Origin of the sequence: Mobilicoccus pelagius NBRC 104925, assembly GCF_000247995.1 — a bacterium.
GTDB lineage: Bacteria > Actinomycetota > Actinomycetes > Actinomycetales > Dermatophilaceae > Mobilicoccus > Mobilicoccus pelagius.
Map to the genome: position 1 here is coordinate 34733 of NZ_BAFE01000094.1, position 17340 is coordinate 52072.

Here is a 17340-nt window from a genome sequence, read left to right on the forward strand (position 1 = left end):
GCACCGCTCACTTGAGGTACTCGGCGACGTTGTCCTTGGTGACGGACTTCACCGGCACCGGGATGTCCTTCTCGACGGTCCCGCCGCCCGCGACCTCGACGGCCGTCTGGACGGCGACCTTGCCGAGCTCCTTCGGCTGCTGGGCGATCGTGCCGACCATCGTGCCCGCCTGCACTGCCTTGAGCGCGTCGTCGGTGCCGTCGAAGCCGAACACCTTGACGTCCTTGCCGGCCTTCGAACCGAGCGCCTGGACGGCGCCGAGGGCCATCTCGTCGTTCTCGGCGAAGATACCGGTGACGCCCGAGTGGGCCTGGAGCAGGTTCGTCGCGACGTTGAGGCCCTGGGTGCGGTCGAAGTTCGCCGGCTGCTGCGCGACGACCTTGACCCCGGCGCCCTGGACGCCGTTCGTGAAGCCCTTACCACGGTCGCGGCTCGCGGAGGTGCCGGGCACGCCCTGGAGCATGATGACGTCGCCCTTGCCGCCCATGGCCTTGCCGAGGGCCTCGGCGGCGAGCGTGCCGCCCTCCACGTTGTCGCTGCTCACGAGGCTCGCGACCTCGGCGCCGTTGACGGCACGGTCGACGGCGACGACGGGGATCTTCGCGTCGACGGCGGGCTTGACGGCCGAGCCGGCGGCGTCGGAGTCGACGGGGTTGATGATGACGACCGAGCTCTGCTTGGTGACGGCGTCGGCGACCTGATTGGCCTGCGTGGCGGCGTCGTTCTGCGCGTCGACGACGTCGAGCGTCGCGCCGGCCTCCTTCGCGGCCTCCTGCGCGCCGTCGCGCAGGTCGACGAAGAACGGGTTGTTGAGCGTCGACACGGCGAGGGTGATCGTCGTGCCGGACGCGCCGCCCGTGGCGCCGGACTGCGCGCCGGAGTCGGACGGGCCACGGTTGCAGGCGCTCATCGACAGGGCGAGCGCGGAGACGGCGACGGCGGTGGTGACGGTGCGGGTGATCCTGGGCATGGTGTCTCTCCTGGTGTGAACGAGTGGTCAGCGACGGGAACGCAGCACGTCGATGCCGACGGCGGCGGCGATGACGAGGCCGATGACGACCTGCTGCCAGAACGCGGTGACGTTGAGCAGGTTGAGGCCGTTGCGGATGACGGCGAGGACGAGCGCGCCGATGAGGGTGCCGGTCGCCTTGCCGGATCCGCCGGCGAGGCTGGCGCCGCCGATGACGACGGCGGCGATGGCGTCGAGTTCGTACCCGCTGGCCGCCTGGGGCTGGGCCGAGGCGAGGCGGCCGGCGAGGACCATGCCGGCGATGCCGGCGAAGAGACCCGACAGGGCGTAGACGGCGGCGAGGCTGCGCTTGACCGGCAGGCCGGCGAGGCGTGCGGCCTCCTCGTTGCCGCCGATCGCGTAGAGGGACCGGCCGAACACGGTGCGGTTGAGGACGAACGCGGTGACGGCCCACGCGACGAGGAGTACGAGGATCGGCACCGGCACGGGACCGAGGTCGCCGCCGAGGGCGGAGACGGCGTCCGGCATGTCGATGGGGCGGCCGCCCGAGATGACGAGGGCGAGACCGCGGGCGATCGACAGCATCGCGAGCGTCGCGATGAAGGCGGGGAGTTTGCCGTAGGCGATGGCCGCCCCGGAGACGAGGCCGGTGAGGAGCCCGACGAGCGGCGCCGCGAGGAGTGCGACCGGCCCGGGCAGCCCCGCCGAGGCGACGAGCCATCCGGCGGCGATCGACGACAGCGCCGCGACCGACCCGACCGAGAGGTCGATGCCGCCGGTGATGATGACGAACGTCATCCCGAAGGCGAGGATCGCGACGACGGCGGCCTGGACGCCGACGTTGAGCAGGTTCGGCACCGTGAGGAACGCGGGCGTCGCGATGAACATGACGACGCAGACGAGCACCAGACCGACGAGCGCGCCGTTGTCGGCGAGCCAGTCCTTGAAGGTGCGCTTGGGGCGGGCGGGCGCCTGGACGTCCTTCTCGTCCCGGGTGCGGGAGCGTTCTGCGGGGGCGTTGCGGGCGGGGGTGACGGACTCAGCGGGCACGGGACGACTCGACCTCCTTGACGGCCAGCGACATGACCGCGTCTTGTGTGGCTTCCTCGGCGGTGAGCTCGCCGACGATGCGACCGTGGGCCATGACGAGCACCCGGTCGCTCATGCTGATGACTTCGGGGAGGTCGCTGCTCGCGAGGAGCACACCTCCACCCTTCTCGGTGACACGGTTGACGAGCTCGTAGATCTCGACCTTGGCGCCGACGTCGACGCCGCGGGTGGGCTCGTCGAGGAGCAGGACGTCCGAGCCCGCCATGGCCCAGCGGCCGAAGACGACCTTCTGCTGGTTGCCGCCGGAGAGGCCGCGGACCGGCTGGTCGAGCGACGCCATGCGGATGCGGAGCCGCTCGGCGACCTCGTTGCTGCGACGCCGCTGGCCCTTGAGGTCGGCGAGGCCGCCCTTTCCGGTGGGGCGCAGCGTGGCGTAACCGAGGTTCTCCTCGACGGAGGCGCCGAGGACGAGACCGGCGGACTTGCGGTCCTCCGGGACGAGTCCGACACCGGCGGCGACGGCCGCGGCGACGTCCTTCTTCGGCAGTGTGCGTCCGTGGACGCGGATCGTGCCGTGCTCGTACGCGTCGGCGCCGGCGACGGCCCGCAGGACCTCCGTACGGCCTGCACCCATGAGCCCGGCGAGGCCGACGACCTCGCCTGCGCGCACGGTGAGGGCGACGTCCTCGAACGCGCCCGTCCTCGTAAGCCCCTCGACCTCGAGGAGGGGCTCCCCGCACGCCGACGGGCGGCGCGGGTACAGGTCGTCGATGGTGCGGCCGACCATGAGCCGCACGAGCTCGGCCTCACCCGCACCGGCCGAGACCGTCTCGACGGCGGTGCCGTCGCGGAGCACGGTGATGCGATCGCCGATCTCCTCGATCTCGTCGAGGTGGTGGCTGATGAAGACCATCGCGACGCCCGCCTCGCGGAGCTCCCGGATCACGCCGAACAGGACGTCGGTCTCCGACCGGGTGAGCGCGGCGGTGGGCTCGTCGAGGATGAGCATGCGGGCGTCCATCGCAAGCGCCTTCGCGATCTCCACCATCTGCTGGCGGGCCACACCGAGGGACGACACCGGGCGGTCGACGTCGATGTCGAGGCCGATGCGGGCCACGGCGTCCTGCGCGTACCGGCGGGCCGCCTTGCGGTCGACGAGACCGAACCGGCTCGGGGTGCGGCCGAGCGTGAGGTTCTCCGCCACCGACAGGCCGGGGACGAGGTTGAGCTCCTGGTGGATCGTCGCGATGCCGAGGGACTCCGAGGCGCGGGTGTCGGGGATCCGCACCTCCTGCCCGTCGAGCACGATACGGCCCTCGTCGGGCTCGTGCACCCCGGCGATCATCTTGATGAGGGTGGACTTGCCGGCGCCGTTCTCCCCGAGGAGGACGTGCACCTCGCCCTTCCGCACCTCCAGGCTCACGTCGTGCACGGCACGCACCCCGGAGAAGGACTTCGACACCCCCTCGAGGCGGAGCAGGACGTCACTCATGAGCGTTCTCCTTCACTGTGGTGGTCTCGCCGAGGGACCGGCGGACGACCAAGGTCGTGGGGATCGGGGCGACGTCGACGTCCTCGCCGGCGATGCGGCGCAGCAGGGCGTCGAGGGCGCGGCGGGCGAGCACGGTCGTGTCCTGGGCGACGACGGTGACGGGCGTGTCGAGCACGTGGAACCAGGGGTTGTCGTCGAACGCGGCGAGGCCGACGTCGACACCGGGTCGGAGGCCGCGTTCGCGGATGACGGCGAGGACACCCAGGGCCATGAGGGCGTCGGCGGCGACGACGAGGTCGGGCACGGGGTCGTGGTCGAGGAGCCTGCGAGCGGCGGCGAGTCCGCTCTCGAGGCGGAAGTCGCCTTCGATGACGTCGCCGTCGCTCAACCGGATGTCGTGGTGTGCCAGACGTTCGCGCGCGGCGTCGAGTCGGACACGCCCCGTCGACGTCGACTGCGGGCCGGCGACGATCGCGAACCGGCGGTGGCCGAGGGCGACGGCGTGGTCGACGAGTGCGTGCATCCCCGCCTCCGAGTCGGAGGCGACGACCGGCACGCCGAGCCCGGCGTCGCGATCGATGGCGACGGTGGGGAAGGTCTCGACGATACGTCGCAGCCCCGGGGTCGCTCCTCCCTGCGGGACGACGAGGAGGCCGTCGATGCGGTGGCGTTCGAGGGCGGCGAGGTAGCGATCCTGCGCCGCGCCGTCCTCGTCGGCGTTCCCGATCATCACCGTGAGGCCCGCTGCGGAGGCCGCCTTGTCGACGGCGTAGGCGAGGTCGGTGAAGAACGGGTTGCGGACGTCGGGGACGAGGAGGCCGATGGTGTCGCTGCGACACGTGCGCAGGCTGCGCGCCGCGGTATTGCCGACGTAGCCGAGGCGGCGGGCGGCGTCGGCGACCCGTTCGCGGGTGGCGGAGGACGCCGATCCGGTGGGATCGAGCGCGCGCGAGGCCGTGGCGGCGGACACACCCGCCAGTTCGGCGACGTCGCGCAGCGTGACGCTCATCCCACACTCCTTCGTGTGACTGCAATCGATTGCATGGAATCGATTGCATGGATCATCTCCCGTGCGTCGGTCGCCGTCAACACCCGTGTGCGAGGAGATCGACTAGCGGTCGTCCCAGGGCCGACGGTGCATCCCGCACGACGGCCGACCCGCGCGCCAGGCGCCGGGTCGGCCTCGTCGTGTTCCCCGCCCCGCCGGCGGGTAGGTGAGGAGGCATGACGCCTGCCGAGACCGCCCGGACGCTGCTCGACCGCCACCGGGAGACCTTCGCCGCCGAGGCCGGGATCACCCTGCGCGACGAGCCCGCCCCGCTGTGGCAACTGCTCGTGCTCTCCCTGCTCCTCTCGACGCGGATCGGGTCGGGGGTCGCGCTCGCGACCGCGCGGGAACTGTGGAAGGCGGGCTGGCGCACCCCCGAGGCGATGCGGGCGAGTGCCCGTCGGGCGCGGGTCGTCGCCCTCGGCCGCGGCGGCTACCGGCGGTACGACGAGTCCACCGCCACCCGTCTCGGCGAGGCGGCCACGCTGATCCGCGACCGGTGGCACGACGACCTGCGCGAACTCCGCGACGAGGCCGGAGGCGACCCGGCCCGCACCGCCCGCCTGCTCCAGGAGTTCACCGGTATCGGCCCGACGGGTGCGTCGATCTTCCTGCGGGAGGTCCAGGCCGTGTGGCCCGGCGTGCGGCCGGTGGCGGATCCGCTGGTGATCAAGGGGGCTCGCCTGGCGGGCCTCCCCGAGGACGCCGAGGGCCTCGCCGCTCTCGTCGACCCGGACGAGTTCGCCTCCCACGCCGCCGCCCTCGTGCGTCTCGCCCGCAAGCCCGCCCTCCTCGACGAGCTCTGACCGCACCGGCGAGGGAATCCGACAGGGTCGGAGTGGGGGCGCCGTGAGCGCGCGCGTCCGCCGGGGCGCACCCCGGACGTGGTCTCATGGCCGCAGGAGGAACCGACCCCCACGCGCATCGAGCCACCCGGCCGGGAGCGTTGCGCGCGAGGCCGGCCGACGCGAGCCGAGGAGAGGTGGTCCGGATGACGACGTCGATGCGTCCTGACGGGGTCGGGGACCGGGACGGGGGTGACGCCCGGGTCGCCGAGCAGCTGCGGGCCCGCGAACCCCTCACCCATCGCGAACCCCGCGACGCCGACCGTGCCCACTTCGAGGCACTCCTCGCGCCGGGCGTGATCCACATCGGGGCCTCGGGGATCCGCACCGAGCGGGAGGAGTACCTCGCCCGCACCCTCCACCGCTACGTCACCGGCGACCACGGCGACGACGACACCTGGCGCGTCGAGGAGTTCGCGGTCACCGAACTCGCCCCCGACCTGTGGGAGGCGGCCTACCTCCTCCACCAGGGCGACCGCCTCTCCCGCCGCACGACCCTCTGGCGCCGCACCCAGGCCGGGTGGCAGGCCCTCCGCCACCAGGGAACCGTCGTCGTCCGACCGATGTAACGCCTCGCCCCTCGCCGTGTCGGCGCCGTGTCGGCCCCGTCTCGTGCTGCCCGCGCGCAACCGGTCGCGGAGACTGGCCCCATGAGTGATCTCGAACGGTTCGTGGAGGCCCAGGACGGCACGTACGACACGGCGCTCGCGGAGCTGCGGCGGGGACACAAGCGCAGCCACTGGATGTGGTTCGTGTTCCCGCAGATCAGCGGCCTGGGCCGCAGCCCGATGGCGCAGCGGTACGCGATCGCCGACCTCGACGAGGCCCGCGCCTACCTCGCCCACCCCGTCCTCGGCCCCCGCCTCCGTGAGGCGACGCAGGCGGCGCTCGGCTCCGGCGTCGCCGACCCGGTCGCCCTTTTCGGCGGCATCGACGCGATGAAGTTCCGCAGCTCGGCGACCCTCTTCGAGGCCGCCGCCGACGGCGAGGACCGCGCCCTGTTCGCCGACGTCCTCGACACGTTCTACGACGGCGAGCGCGACCCCGAGACCCTCCGTCGCCTCTGAACCCGCCCCGCCGACGCGGTCGGCGGCCCGAACGACGATCACCGATGCGCGGCGGTGACGAGGGCCCTGCGGGCCCAGCGCGCTGACCTGCGGTTTCCCACCCATCCCCTCCTCACGCCCCGACCACATCCTCACCGGTGATCGCAGTTCGGGCCGGGCCGCGGGCCCGGTAGCGTCGAGTCCTCGAGCATCGCGGACGAGCGTCGCCGCCTGGGATCCGCGTTCGCCGAGGGCGGTGCCGACGACGAGCGGCTCCGCCCCACCTACCTGCGCGAGGCCGTCGCGTGGGCGCTCGCCGACGCCCCCGCGGGCACGGTGGCCGACGTCGGTGCGGCACGGGCACGCTCACCGGCGTCCTCCTCGACCTCGGGCGTGAGGTCGTCGCGGTCGATCCGAGCAGCGACATGCTCGACGAACTCCGCACGCCACGATCCGGTCTCGAGGCCCATGTCGGCACCGGTGAGGACACGGGGCTGGGGGGGGGGTCGCGGTCGCCGCCGTCACCGGCGCGTTCACCGGTCGTGAGTCGCGGACGTTCCGGTGGGAGTGGCGACTCACGACCCGCGACCTCGCCGACCTCGTCACGACGCGCAGCTACTACCTCGCCCGCCCCGAGCCCGACCGTGCGCGCATCCGCGCCGCCGTCGCCGAGGCCGTGACGCAGCACTTCGGACCCGTCGACGACACGGGCGTCGGCCCTGCCGCACGTCACCGAGGTCCATCACTTCGTCCTCACCTGACCCGCACCACACCACACCCGCGTCCGATCCCGTGACGAGGCAGCCGTCCTCCGCGCGGGTGGTACCCCCGGGGCATGCCGTCACGGACGTCTCCTCGCACGCGAACGCGCCCCCCGCGGCGAGCAGGGGGCGCGTTCGTCGTGCGGGCCGGCGCGTCAGGAGGTGCGCTTGCGGCGCCGGGTGCCCGTGACGCCGCGCTTCGTCCAGTAGGCGGCCTCGGCGGCCTCGGTGCGGGGACGCTGGCCGAGCTGGGCGCGGAGCTCGACCGCGGCGCGCTCGTGGCGGCGGGCACGGCGACGGATGCGACCCACCGACCAGGGGCTCGCGAGGACCTCCATCGGCTGGCCGTCGGGGCGGACGTCGTGGTCGCCGGGGCGACGATCGCGGCTCTTGGGCTTGCGGTAGCCGGGGCGGAGGGTCTCGTCGACGTCGATCTGGCCGGTGACGTCCTGGTGCTTCCAGTCGAGGGTGCTCGGGTCCGACAGGGTGACGAAGTTCGGCGTCTCGTGGAAGTGGACCTCCTCCGGCGACTGCGGCACGTCGGGCGACGGCGGGTTGGCCGTGAACGCCGAGACGAGCATGAGCACCTGCGCGAGGAGGTTGACGAAGAGGAGCAGCGTGACGAGCGCGGCCGACGCGGCGAGCAGCGGGTTGTCGCTCGCGGACTTGACGATGCTCGTGCCGAGCGTGAGGACGACCGTGACGGCGACGCCGCCGAGTGCGGAGCCGAGCCACAGGTCCTTCTTGAGCGGCCGCACGGCGGCGGTGACGCGGAAGAGGAACGCGAACGTGAGGGCGGCGACGGAGGCGGCGATGACGAACCCGAGCGCCCGCAGGAGGAACCCGGTGACGGGGTTGTCGCCGAGGCCGATCCAGCCGAGGACCGTGGAGCCCATCGTCGTCGCCGCTCCGCCGAGCAACGAGGAGAGGACGATGCCGAGGGCCATGACGACGAACCCGAGGAGGTCTCGCAGCTTGGCGACGGCGAAGTTCTCGGCCGGGGCGATGATCCCGAACATCGCCTGGATGGTGGAGCGGATGTTCGACATCAACCCGATGGCGCTCCACAGCAGGACGAGCGCGGCGACGATCGACGCCGGGTTGAGGGCGGTCTCGAGCACGAGCGAGTTCGGGTCGATCATGCCCGAGCCGGAGGAGTCCTTGAGGATCCCCGGCAGCGCCTTGTTGACGGCCTCGATGACCTGTTCACGCAGCGCCGGGTCGTCGCCCAACGTCGCGGCGAACACCGTCCACGCGATCGTCAGCGCCGACACGATGGAGAACAGCGACGTGTAGGCGATGCCGCCGGCGAGGAGGCCGCCACGGGCCTTGCCGAAGCGCATGAAGGCCCGCACGGGGCGGGATTCCTTGACCTTCTCGATGAACTTCTTGGGGGCCGGTTCACCCCCCGAGGTGTCGTCGTGGGTCGACGCGGGCGCCCCCGTGGCGGGGGGTCCGGCGTGATTGTCGGTGTCGCTGTACGCGGTCGCCATGGGACAAACGTAGCCAGCGTGGGCGCTCACGGCACATCACGGCGCCTGCGGCACGCCGCGTGAGGGACGTCGAGACGTGCGGCGAGGGGCGTGCCGAGGTGGCGACGACGCTCGTCGCGAGGTGTGACGGCAGGGGCGCGGGGCGGCTCAGCTGCCCGAGTCCGTGCCCTCCTCGTTCTCGTCGCCGTCGTTCTCGGCGTCCTCGGGGCGGACGCGTTCGTGGACGAGGTCGACGACGTCGGCGATGGAGTCGGCGACGCGCGTGGGGCGGAACGGGTACCGCTCGACCTCGTTCTCGCTCGTCGAGCCGGAGAGGACGAGGACGGTGCGCATGCCGACCTCGAGGCCGCTGATGACGTCGGTGTCCATGCGGTCGCCGATCATCACGGTGTGTTCCGAGTGGGCCTCGATGCGGTTGAGCGCCGTGCGCATCATGAGCGGGTTGGGCTTGCCCACGTAGTAGGGGGTCCGGTCGGTCGCCGCGGTGATGAGGGCGGCGACGCTGCCGGTCGCGGGGAGCTTGCCCGAGGGGGAGGGTCCGGAGACGTCCGGGTTCGTCGCGATGAACCGGGCGCCGCAGTCGATGAGGCGGATCGCCGTCGTGATCGCCTCGAAGGAGTACGTGCGGGTCTCGCCGAGGACGACGTAGTCGGGGTTGCGGGAGCTCATCGTGTACCCGACCTCGTAGAGCGCCGTGGTGAGTCCGGCCTCGCCGATGACGTAGGCGGAGCCGTTCGGTCGCTGGTCGGCGAGGAACCGGGCGGTGGCGAGGGCGGAGGTCCAGATCGCGTCCTCCGGCACGTCGATGCCGCTCGCGAGGAGTCGCGCCCGCAGGTCGCGCGGCGTGTAGATCGAGTTGTTCGTGAGCACCTGGAACCTGAGCCCGTGGCTCTTGAGGGCCTCGATGAACTCGGCGGCGCCCGGGATGGCGTCCTCCTCATGGACGAGGACACCGTCCATGTCGGTGAGCCAGGAGTCGACGGGGGCCGCGTTCGCGGGTGGGGGGGAGATCGCCATGCCTCCAGTGTCCCCCGTCTCGGCGCTGCCCGCGGCGCACCTCGCTACGCGCCGCCGGCGATCTCCCGCAGCGCGGTGAGGTGGGACTCGAACGCCGCGCGCCCTTCGGGGGTGAGGGACAACCACGTGCGGGGGCGTTTACCGACGTATCCCTTCTTGATCCGCACGTATCCCGCCGCCTCCAGTGCCGACGCCTGCTTGGAGAGCACCGAGTCGCTCACCTCGATCGCGTCGCGCACGGCCTTGAACTCGGCTTGGTCGATCTTGGCGAGCGCCGCGACGATGCTGAACCGCACCGGCGCGTGAATCGTCTCGTCGAGGCGGTGGCGTGCGTGTTCGAGGGTCATCGCGTCCGCCCCAGCCGGGCGATGGACCGTGCCCCGAGGAACGTGGGGAGGAAGGTGAGCAGAGCGAGCAGTGCGGCGAGCGACCACGACACCCCCTGCGGCACGAGCGCGCACCCGAGTCCGTACATCGCCGACGCGCCGGCGACGCCGAGTCCGTACCTCAGTCCGTATCCACGGGGTGAGGCGGCGACGGTGGTCTGCCACGTCATGAGGACGGCCAGGGCGAGCACGTAGGCCCCGATGGCGAAGGCGAACCCCCACGGGTTGTCGCCGAGGGCCTTGATGAGCAGGAGCAGTACTGCCATGGCGGCGCCCACGCCGAGGAGTACCCGGGGCAGGGTGCGCAGGTCACGGTCGGTGACCACGCGCAGGCCGGAGGCCTCGTCGAGGGCGCGGCGGGCCTCCTCGGGGGTGGGGCGGGTGGGGCCGGTCATCGTGGGTCCTCTCCTCGGCAGGGTGTCGGCGGGGTCGGCGGCCGAGGCGCGAGACGGCGTGGGCGGCGAGCAGTGCGGGCGGCGAGCAGTGCGGGCGGCGGAGGTGCTGTGCCTGATCGTGGCGAGTCCTTTGCTCGTCGGGCGTCCCCGTGTTCTCGTGAACGTTCCTGAACCATAGCAACTACTTTCCGAAAGGGAAAGTAGTTGCTATGCACAGGTCGAAGGAAGGTGCCCCCTCCGTCATGCAGCGATCGCGTCGGCGCACACCATGCGCCTGGCCCCGACTTTCCGACCAGCACGTTCGGGGCGGGGTCGAGGGCGCCGCCGCATCGCTGTATGACGGAGGGTCGGGTTACGGGGGCCGACGGGGACGCGGCGCGCGAGACTGGGGACATGAACGACGCGACGGAGCCCCTCGACCTCGACCTCGTCCGCATCCGCGACCGTGCCGCCGACGCGATGCGGGAACTCCTCGACATCGCCTCCGTGCCCCCGGGTGGCCTCGTCGTGCTCGGTGCGAGCAGCAGCGAGATCCGCGGGGAACGCATCGGCAAGGCGGGCAGCACCGAGATCGGTGAGGCCGTGATCGCGGGCATCCGCCCCGTCGTCGCCGAGAAGGGCGTGCAGCTCGCCGTGCAGGGCTGCGAGCACATCAACCGTGCGCTCGTCGTCGAGCGCGACCACGCTCGCGCCGAACGCCTCGAGGTCGTCACCGTCGTCCCCGCCCTCCGCGCGGGTGGCGCGGTGTGCCGGGCGGCGTTCGAGGCGGCCGACGACCCGGTCATGGTCGAGCACGTCGTCGCCGACGCGGGCCTCGACATCGGCGACACCGAGGTCGGCATGCACGTGCGGTTCGTCCAGATCCCCGTCCGTCTCGGGACGCGGGAGGTCGGCGACGCCCGCGTCACCGCCCTGCGCAGCCGCCCCAAGCTCGTCGGTGGGGAGCGGGCCGAGTACCGGCTCTGAACGGCACCGGCACGCGTCGGGCCGATCCGACGCCGGTGACGCCTCTCGACATCTCGCCGGCCGCGGCGTCCACGCCGTCGAGGCGAGGTCGTTCTCGTCGAGGACGCGCCGACGCCGTCGTGAGTGCGAGGATCCGCTCGTCAGGCCAATCGGGCGCGTCTCGCGTCCCCCAGCTCGGCGCCGCGTCCCGGCGATGTCCCGCCGCTACGTCGCGGACGGGCCGGCGTGCGGGAGTTGCCAGTCGTGTCGGAGTGCGAGGCCGCGGATGCCGAAGACGAGGGCGATGACGAGGAGTTCTCCCGGGCCGACCCGCAGGTGCGGGTTGAGCCCGAGCGTGGCCGAGGTGGCGACGAGCGCGGCGCCGACGGTGGCGGGCGCGGCGTAGAGGCCCCCGTCGACGCGGACGACCTGGGGGACCTCGCGGGCGACGATGTCGCGGAGGAGGCCGCCGCCAATGACGGTCGTCACGCCCATGAGCGTCGCGCCGACGGGGTTGAGGCCGTGGCGCAGGGCGATGAGCGTGCCGCTCACGCAGAAGAGGGCGAGCCCCCCGGCGTCGAAGAGGAGGAGCGTGCGGCGGAACCGTCCTGGCGTGAGCCACCCGAGCCGTACGACGACGGTCGCGATGAGCGGTGCGAGGAGGTAGACGGGCCGGTCGAACGCCGTAGGGACGAACCCGTCGAGGATGACGTCACGGATGATCCCGCCACCGAGCCCGGTGAGCAGCCCGAGGAGGAACGACCCGAAGACGTCGAACCGTCGGCTCGCGGCGAGGAGACAGCCCGACAGGGCGAAGCAGAAGACCCCGAGGAGGTCGACCGCGAGGAGCAGGCTCACGCGCCCCGCTCACTCACCCGCGACGCGGAGCACGATCTTGCCCGGGGTGTGGCCCCTCTCGACGATGCGGTGCGCCTCGGCGACCTCCGCGAGGGGGAGGACGTCGGCGACGGTGAGGGTGAGGCGGCCCTCGGCGACGGCCGTGGCCAGCGCGTCGAGGCGGGTGCGGTCGGGCGCGACGCGGGGGATCGAGACGTCGATGCCGCGCTCCTTGGCGGGGCGGACGTCGGCGAGGGAGGGCAGGAGCACGAGGCGCCCGCCGTCGGCGAGGTGGTCCATCGACGGCTCGTACGTGTCGAAGTAGACGCAGTCCACGATGACGCTTGGACGCGGGGTGACCTGCGTGAAGTCGTCGCGCGCGTAGTCGATCGGCGTGGCGCCCACGGCCTGGAGCCGGTCGGCGTTGCGGGCCGAGGCCGTCGCGTACACCTTCGCGCCCGCCTCCTTGGCGAGCTGCACGGCCATGAATCCGACGCCGCCACCGCCGCCGTGGACGAGGACGACGTCGTCGGAGCCCACCTTGGCGAGGTCCTCGACGGCGATCCACGCGGTGAGCCCGACGAGGGAGAGCCCGGCGAGGACGACGTCGTCGACCCCGGCGGGGGAGTGGGCGAGTGCCGAGGCGGGCATGGAGACGAACTCGGCGTAGCAGTGGCCCTTGTGGTCGGGCGGCGCCATGCCGAAGACGCGGTCGCCGGGGGCGAAGTCGGTGACGCCCTCGCCGACCTCGTGGACGACGCCTGCGCACTCGCGGCCGAGCACGAGGGGGAAGTCCTCGTCGCGCAGCTGCGCGGCCATGCCGGATGAGCCGTCACGGATCTTGAAGTCGAGGGGGTTGACGGCGGCGTGCGTCACCCGCACGACCACCTCGCCCTCGCCTGCGGTGGGGGTGGGGAGATCCTCGATCTCGAACTCCTCTGGGCCGCCGAAGCGGTGGATCACGGCTGCACGCATGCCCCGATTCTCGCGCGTCCCCCGCCGTGAACCCAACCCCCCCTCGCAGTGCGGTGTCGCCGCGGGCGGCCGCGCGAGGGCGGCGGGGGTGCCCGACGTTCTCGGACCGGCGGGAGCGTGCCGTCCTGGGGCGGGTCGAGGACCTCGCCGACGAGACCTCGGACGCGACGAGCGACATCGTCTCGCAGGTCGAGGCCACCCGCGCCGATGCGCAGAGCGCCATCGAGGGCATCGACGGGATCGTCGGGATCATCACCGACCTCGACGGGTACCAGCGGGCGATCAGCGACGACGTCGAGGAGCGGCGGAACGCGACCCGCGGCTGAGGTCTGCGGGCCCGAACTGCGATCACCGATGACGTCGCACGCGCCCGCACCTCGACGGCCCGTCACCCCGGCATCGGCACGGCGGACGACCGGGGGCGGGGGCGGTGGTGCGGGTCAGTGCGCGAGGTGGCGGGGCCGCTGGTAGAAGAGCGCCGCGACCCACGCGATGAGCAGGACGGTGGCAGGCAGGAGCATCGTCTCGGCGAGTGCCCGGGCGAACTGGTCGGCCACGGCCGGGGGCATGGCGCCACCGCCGCCGCCCATCGCCGCGGCCCCGGCCCCTTCTCCGGCGCCGGGGAGGCGGGCGGCGATGCGTGCCTGCATGAGCGCGGCGATCGCGGCGCTGCCGAGGACGGAGCCGATCTGGCGGGTCGTGTTGTAGACGCCGGAGCCGGCGCCCGCGAGCTCGCGGGGCAGGTTGCGGCTCGCGGACGTCGCGAGCGGGCCCCACACCAGCGAGCTGAACGTGCCGATCGCGACCGCGTTCAGGAGGATCGCCCATGTAGGCGACCCGGGGACCATGAGGCGGGTGAGCGCGAAGATGCTCACCGACCAGCCGAGGATGCCGATGCCCGCGAGGATGCGCGGGTGGGTGTTGTCGACGAGCTTGCCGACGGGGCGGGCGAGGACGAGCGACATCACGGCCTGCGGGGCGAGCAGCAGCGCCGCGCCCGTCGGCGGGAGGCCGCGAACGGCCTGGGCGTAGATCGTGAACGGGAACGCGAACGCCGTGACGGAGAACCCGACCGCGGTGATCGCGATGTTCGACAGGGAGAAGTTGCGGTCGCGGAACAGGGAGAGCGGCACGAGCGGCTCGGTGCGCACCCGCGACTGCCACCACACGAACGCGACGAGGAGGACGGTGCCGACGGCGAGGAGCAGCGGCACGGAGATCGGGCCGACGATCGTGCCCCAGTCGTAGGTCGAGCCCTCCTGGAGGGCGAACACGCCGCAGAAGAGGCCCACGGCCGAGAGGGTGACGCCGACCCAGTCGAAGCTGCGGGCGTGGGTGGTGAGGTCGGGGACGAGTCGCCAGGCGAGGACCATCCCGAGGACGCCTACGGGCACGTTGACGAAGAAGATCCACTCCCAGCCGAGGGCGTCGATGAGGAACCCGCCGAGGATCGGGCCGACGAGGGCGGCGATGCCGGCCGTCGCACCCCACAGGGCCATGGCGCCGCCGCGGCGGTCCGGCGGGAACGTGCGAGTGATGACAGACATCGTCTGCGGCGTCATGAGCGAGGCGCCGAGTCCCTGGACGACGCGGGCGACGACGAGGCCGGTGATCGACCCGGTGAGTCCGCACCACAGCGAGGACAGGGTGAACACGGCGAGACCGGCGATGTAGACGCGCTTGGGGCCGACGAGGTCGCCGAGACGGCCCGTGATGAGGAGCGGGACGGCGTAGGCGAGGAGGTAGGCGCTCGTCACCCACAGCACCTCGGTGATGCCGGCGTGGAAGTGCGACATGAGCGCGGGCGTCGCGATCGAGACGATCGTCGAGTCGACGAGGATCATGAAGAACCCCAGGACGAGCGCCCACAGGGCGGGCCACGGGTTCTCGGGGGCGCCGTCCTCGGCCGGGTGACCCTGGCGGGGCTGCGGGGCGGGCGGGGTCGTCCCGCCCGTCGACATGTTCTCGGCCACGGGCCCTCCGTCGGTCGTCGTGTGGTGGGCGGCGTGCGGGCGACGGCGCGCACACCGATGGGGGACGTGTCCCCGACGTTGCAGGGTACGCCCGCGGGGGCATGCGTCGCGGACACGGCCGGACGCGCGTGGGTTCGGCCGTCGCGCGGTGTGACCGGTCGCGGTGTCGGGCGCGGGAGGGCGCAGGTGGTCGGCCGAGGGGGCGGGGCGTGGTCGGTCGGGTCGGCCGGTGGGATCGCCCGGCCGGGTCAGGGAGTGGGCGCGTCGACGAGGCCGAGGGCGACGAGGTCGGCGAGGGGGGCCTTCACGTCGCTGGACCCGAACGAGGTGAAGGAGGCGCGGACGACCATCGCCCGTGAGGCTTCGAGGGCTCGGATGCGTCGGCCGACCTCGGCCCCGTCGCGGTCGGCGAGGATCTCGACGAGGTGCTCGCGTAGTCCGCCGCGGTCGGTGTCGACGCCCTGACGTGCGGCGTCGACGGCGAGGAAGAGGTTGCAGAACCCGTGCCGCTCGAAACCGGTCGCGGGGTCGGTGTGGCGGATGGCCCGGTGGAGGCCGCCGGTGGCCTTGAACGGCAGGTGGCGGGTGACGGCACCGAGGATGGCGTCGGCGAGTTCCTCCTCGCCGGGGTGGAGCTCGGCGTGGACCCCGCCGGTGCGGAACTTCGCGTCGAAGTCGGAGTCCGCGAGGGCGTCGAGCACGTCGGGTCGTCGTTCGTCTCGGGGAACCTCGACGTAGATCTCGGTGGTGCCCACCCCGGCCTCGTCGAGCGCGGTCGCGAGGAGGCGGGGCAGGTGTCGCGGGGTGACGTCGTCCGTCAGGGCGACCTCCGCGCCGGCGAGCCAGACGGCGGGGATGGTGAGCGCCTGACGGAGGGCGTCGCCGAGGACGTCGGGCGAGGGTGCCGTGAGGGCGAACCACAGGGCGTCCCGGGGAAGGTCTGCGGTGAGGGCGGCGAGCTCGTCGAGGCGGTCGGCGGGGGCGATGAGCGGGCCGAGGAACGCGCGGTGGGACGCCCAGGATCCGTCGATGTGGGCGGCGAGTGCCGCCTCGAGGGTGAGGTCGCCGGGCGGGAAGAGGGCCGTGTCGTCGCAGAGGCGTTCGAGGTGGGGCGGGATCATGTACGTGCGGGGGTCGGCGACGTGCTCGCTCATCGGGCACCTCCTGGTCCGGGCGCCGCGACGACGCACCCGACGTGAACGGTTCCGCGGCCGGTCGTGCGTCAGGTCGGCCGGCGGTGTCCTCCTCCGGCGACCGGGTGGGTCGTCAGGGGTGTCACGGTGAGTCGACCTTAGCGGCCGGGGACCCTGCCGGAGGAGGACTCCGGAGAAGTCGTCCGATCCGTCCCCGCCGCTCCGCGCTCGTCGCGTCGTCACGGCCGTCGGTGGGTGCGTCGTCCTCGTCCACGGCCCTGCCCGGGTGCGAGCGACCGACGCCTCTCCCCTACGTCCCGCCGGAGGAGCGGCGCGTCTGCGCCCACCGGGTCTTGAGGCGGCCCCAGAGCGTGGGGATCGGTGCGCCGACCTCGAGGGTGTGGACCGTGACGTCGCCGAAGACGGTGACGCCGTGGACGACGACGGTATGGGTGTGGGGCACGTCCGTGGAGCAGCCCGGGTGGACCGTCGCATCGCCGAAGACCGTCGTCGTCCGCATCTGCACGTCCACCCCGGGCGGCACGACGAGCCGGACGTCGCCGAACAGCATGTCCGTGCGGAGCTCGACGACGTCGGCGTCGAGGATCGCCTCCCGGAGGTCGAGGGTGAGGTCGCCGAACAGGAGGGATACGGAGGTGTGGGGAGCGACGCGGAACCGGCCGGAGCGTCGGGCGTCGCCGAACACCGTGACGATGTGCGTCTCCGGTGGGGGTGCCGCCGGGAGGGTGCCGCCGTCGTGGACGACGATCTCGCCGTGACGCACCGCGGGGGCAGGGGGCTGCACACCGTCGGGGCGGATCACCGGCATCGAGTCCTTCGACGGTACTCCGTGCGGGCGGCCGGGGACGACGTCCTGGGGACCGTCGGGGGCGTGGGCGTCGCTCATGTCCCCGAGCATAGGGATCCGCCGGGGGAGGTGCCCCGAGGCGCAGGGAGTCGATCCCCGCGTCCTG

Annotated in this window: 19 protein-coding genes; 5 read left to right on the forward strand and 14 right to left on the reverse strand. The window is 72.8% G+C overall.

What is annotated here, in order from left to right:
- Positions 1 to 7: 7 nt before the first annotated feature.
- Genes MOPEL_RS14530 through MOPEL_RS14545 form a run of 4 tightly spaced genes read right to left on the reverse strand, consistent with a single transcriptional unit; the run spans position 8 to position 4521 of the window.
- Positions 8 to 970 carry a substrate-binding domain-containing protein gene (locus MOPEL_RS14530; RefSeq protein WP_009483640.1) on the reverse strand — a complete coding sequence of 321 codons (963 nt, stop codon included), beginning with the start codon at positions 968 to 970 and terminating at the stop codon, positions 8 to 10.
- A 27-nt stretch (positions 971 to 997) separates the two neighbouring features.
- Positions 998 to 2020 (reverse strand): ABC transporter permease, encoded by a 1023-nt coding sequence (locus MOPEL_RS14535; RefSeq protein WP_009483641.1) that lies wholly within the window; start codon positions 2018 to 2020, stop codon positions 998 to 1000.
- Complete coding sequence (locus MOPEL_RS14540) at positions 2010 to 3512, reverse strand: sugar ABC transporter ATP-binding protein (protein ID WP_009483642.1); 1503 nt, start codon at positions 3510 to 3512, stop codon at positions 2010 to 2012. The genes MOPEL_RS14535 and MOPEL_RS14540 overlap by 11 nt, the downstream gene beginning before the upstream one ends.
- Positions 3505 to 4521, reverse strand: coding sequence for a LacI family DNA-binding transcriptional regulator (locus MOPEL_RS14545; RefSeq protein ID WP_009483643.1), 1017 nt, complete (start codon positions 4519 to 4521; stop codon positions 3505 to 3507). The genes MOPEL_RS14540 and MOPEL_RS14545 overlap by 8 nt, the downstream gene beginning before the upstream one ends.
- A 215-nt stretch (positions 4522 to 4736) precedes the next feature.
- Here MOPEL_RS14545 and MOPEL_RS14550 point away from each other — a divergent pair, with 215 nt between their 5' ends.
- The 3 genes from MOPEL_RS14550 to MOPEL_RS14560 all read left to right on the forward strand — a co-directional run bounded on the left by MOPEL_RS14550 (position 4737) and on the right by MOPEL_RS14560 (position 6472).
- On the forward strand, positions 4737 to 5366 hold the full coding sequence (locus tag MOPEL_RS14550; protein WP_009483644.1) for a hypothetical protein: 630 nt from the start codon (positions 4737 to 4739) through the stop codon (positions 5364 to 5366).
- Between the two features lie 185 nt (positions 5367 to 5551).
- Positions 5552 to 5974, forward strand: coding sequence for a DUF4440 domain-containing protein (locus MOPEL_RS14555; protein ID WP_009483645.1), 423 nt, complete (start codon positions 5552 to 5554; stop codon positions 5972 to 5974).
- Between the two features lie 81 nt (positions 5975 to 6055).
- The gene (locus tag MOPEL_RS14560; RefSeq protein WP_009483646.1) at positions 6056 to 6472 is read left to right on the forward strand and encodes a DUF1810 domain-containing protein; all 417 of its coding nucleotides are present in this window, start codon (positions 6056 to 6058) and stop codon (positions 6470 to 6472) included.
- A 263-nt stretch (positions 6473 to 6735) separates the two neighbouring features.
- Here the strand turns inward: MOPEL_RS14560 and MOPEL_RS14565 are convergent, their stop codons facing one another.
- The 5 genes from MOPEL_RS14565 to MOPEL_RS14585 form a co-directional block, all read right to left on the reverse strand.
- Entirely contained in the window at positions 6736 to 6921 is a 186-nt protein-coding gene (locus MOPEL_RS14565) for a hypothetical protein (protein WP_009483647.1), read from the reverse strand.
- 446 nt (positions 6922 to 7367) lie between these two features.
- Positions 7368 to 8705 (reverse strand): YihY/virulence factor BrkB family protein, encoded by a 1338-nt coding sequence (locus MOPEL_RS14570; protein WP_141631378.1) that lies wholly within the window; start codon positions 8703 to 8705, stop codon positions 7368 to 7370.
- Between the two features lie 147 nt (positions 8706 to 8852).
- Positions 8853 to 9722 (reverse strand): HAD-IIA family hydrolase, encoded by an 870-nt coding sequence (locus MOPEL_RS14575; RefSeq protein ID WP_009483649.1) that lies wholly within the window; start codon positions 9720 to 9722, stop codon positions 8853 to 8855.
- Positions 9723 to 9766: 44 nt separating this feature from the next.
- A complete protein-coding gene (locus MOPEL_RS14580) occupies positions 9767 to 10069 on the reverse strand; it encodes a winged helix-turn-helix domain-containing protein (protein WP_009483650.1) in 303 nt (100 codons plus the stop codon).
- Positions 10066 to 10503, reverse strand: a complete 438-nt coding sequence (locus tag MOPEL_RS14585; protein WP_009483651.1) for a hypothetical protein — start codon at positions 10501 to 10503, stop codon at positions 10066 to 10068. The genes MOPEL_RS14580 and MOPEL_RS14585 overlap by 4 nt, the downstream gene beginning before the upstream one ends.
- 393 nt (positions 10504 to 10896) lie before the next feature.
- On the opposite strand from MOPEL_RS14585, the gene MOPEL_RS14590 reads away from it, so the two are divergent.
- Positions 10897 to 11469, forward strand: a complete 573-nt coding sequence (locus tag MOPEL_RS14590) for a TIGR01440 family protein (protein ID WP_009483652.1) — start codon at positions 10897 to 10899, stop codon at positions 11467 to 11469.
- A 204-nt stretch (positions 11470 to 11673) separates the two neighbouring features.
- On the opposite strand, the gene MOPEL_RS14595 is transcribed toward MOPEL_RS14590, so the two are convergent.
- Together MOPEL_RS14595 and MOPEL_RS14600 are read right to left on the reverse strand one after the other, a co-directional pair.
- Positions 11674 to 12306, reverse strand: coding sequence for a trimeric intracellular cation channel family protein (locus MOPEL_RS14595; protein ID WP_009483653.1), 633 nt, complete (start codon positions 12304 to 12306; stop codon positions 11674 to 11676).
- A 9-nt stretch (positions 12307 to 12315) separates the two neighbouring features.
- Entirely contained in the window at positions 12316 to 13260 is a 945-nt protein-coding gene (locus MOPEL_RS14600) for an NADP-dependent oxidoreductase (RefSeq protein ID WP_009483654.1), read from the reverse strand.
- 26 nt (positions 13261 to 13286) lie between these two features.
- On the opposite strand from MOPEL_RS14600, the gene MOPEL_RS14605 reads away from it, so the two are divergent.
- Positions 13287 to 13586 (forward strand): hypothetical protein, encoded by a 300-nt coding sequence (locus MOPEL_RS14605; RefSeq protein WP_141631381.1) that lies wholly within the window; start codon positions 13287 to 13289, stop codon positions 13584 to 13586.
- Positions 13587 to 13700: 114 nt separating this feature from the next.
- Here the strand turns inward: MOPEL_RS14605 and MOPEL_RS14610 are convergent, their stop codons facing one another.
- The 3 genes from MOPEL_RS14610 to MOPEL_RS16235 form a co-directional block, all read right to left on the reverse strand.
- The gene (locus MOPEL_RS14610) at positions 13701 to 15221 is read right to left on the reverse strand and encodes a DHA2 family efflux MFS transporter permease subunit (protein ID WP_051992349.1); all 1521 of its coding nucleotides are present in this window, start codon (positions 15219 to 15221) and stop codon (positions 13701 to 13703) included.
- 260 nt (positions 15222 to 15481) lie between these two features.
- Positions 15482 to 16387: a hypothetical protein gene (locus MOPEL_RS14615; RefSeq protein ID WP_009483657.1), complete on the reverse strand. Its 906-nt coding sequence runs from the start codon at positions 16385 to 16387 to the stop codon at positions 15482 to 15484.
- Between the two features lie 289 nt (positions 16388 to 16676).
- Positions 16677 to 17273 carry a LiaF domain-containing protein gene (locus tag MOPEL_RS16235; protein WP_169316332.1) on the reverse strand — a complete coding sequence of 199 codons (597 nt, stop codon included), beginning with the start codon at positions 17271 to 17273 and terminating at the stop codon, positions 16677 to 16679.
- Positions 17274 to 17340 lie beyond the last annotated feature (67 nt).